At 71.1% G+C, this 1,376-nt stretch carries 1 protein-coding gene; it reads left to right on the top strand.

Features of this window, described 5'->3' with window-relative positions; all coding sequences use genetic code 11:
• Nucleotides 1-1,376 (top strand): aldehyde dehydrogenase (NADP(+)) (locus G0Q01_RS00005; protein WP_164212899.1); only part of this gene is annotated, 1,376 nt, incomplete at both ends.

Below are 1,376 nucleotides of genomic sequence, written 5' to 3'. Positions count from 1 at the left end.
CACCTGATCGCAGGCACCTGGGTGGCTGGCGAGACCAGCTTCACCTCCGAGCCGGCGCATGGCCCGAGCCACGACTTCTCGGTCGGCACCCCTGCGCTGGTCGATCAGGCGTGCAAGGCCGCCGAAGAGGCCTTCTGGACCTATGGCTACACCACCCGCGAGGCCCGCGCCGAGTTCCTGAACGCCATCGCCGACGAGATCGAGGCCCGCGCCGAGGCGATCACCGAGATCGGCACGCAGGAAACCGGCCTGCCCGAGGCGCGCCTGCAGGGCGAGCGCGGCCGCACCACCGGCCAGCTGCGGCTCTTCGCCAGCCACATCCTCAAGGGGGACTACCTCGACCGCCGCCACGACGAGGCGCTGCCCGACCGCCAGCCGCTGCCGCGCCCCGACATCAAGATGGTGATGCGCCCGATCGGGCCGGTCGCGGTCTTTGGCGCCTCGAACTTCCCGCTCGCCTTCTCCACCGCCGGCGGCGATACCGCCGCGGCGCTGGCCGCCGGCTGCCCGGTGGTGGTCAAGGGCCACGGCGCGCACCCCGGCACCGGCGAGATCGTCGCCGAGGCGATCCTTGCCGCCATCGAGAAGACCGGCATGCCCAAGGGCGTCTTCTCGCTGGTTCAGGGCGGCAAGCGCGACGTCGGCCAGGCGCTGGTGCAGCACCCGCTGATCAACGCCGTGGGCTTCACCGGCTCGCTTGGCGGCGGCCGCGCCCTGTTTGACCTCTGCGCACAGCGCGAGGTGCCGATCCCCTTCTTTGGCGAGCTGGGCTCGGTCAACCCGATGTTCCTCCTTCCCGAGGCGGTGAAAGCGCGCGGCGCCGAGCTCGGCACCGGCTGGGCGGGCTCCCTGACGATGGGCGCCGGCCAGTTCTGCACCAACCCCGGCATCGCCGTGGTGGAGACGGGCCCGGCGGGCGACGCCTTTGTCGCCGCTGCCGCCGAGGCGCTGAAGGGCGCGTCCGCCCAATGCATGCTCACCGAGGGTATCGCGCAGGCGTATAAGGATGGTAAATCCCGCTTTGACGGTCGCAATGCGGTGAAACCGGTGCTGACCAGCGACAGCGAGGGGCGCAGCGCGCTGCCCAACCTCTTCGAGACCGACGCAGAGAATTACCTGCAGGATCATGCGCTTGGCGAAGAAGTCTTCGGCCCGCTCGGGCTGGTGGTGCGGGTGTCCGGCGCCGACGAGATGGAGGCGCTCGCCCGCGGCTTCGAGGGCCAGCTGACCGCGACGATCCACATGGACGAGGGCGACACGGCGCTGGCGCAGCGGCTGATGCCGGTGCTCGAGCGCAAGGCCGGCCGGCTGCTGGTCAACGGGTTCCCGACCGGCGTCGAGGTCTGCGACGCGATGGTCCACGGCGGGCCTTACCC

The organism is Salipiger sp. PrR007 (assembly GCF_010499845.1).
In the GTDB taxonomy this organism is placed as follows: Bacteria; Pseudomonadota; Alphaproteobacteria; order Rhodobacterales; family Rhodobacteraceae; genus Salipiger; species Salipiger pacificus_A.
This window is presented reverse-complemented; position numbering and strand designations above follow the sequence as displayed.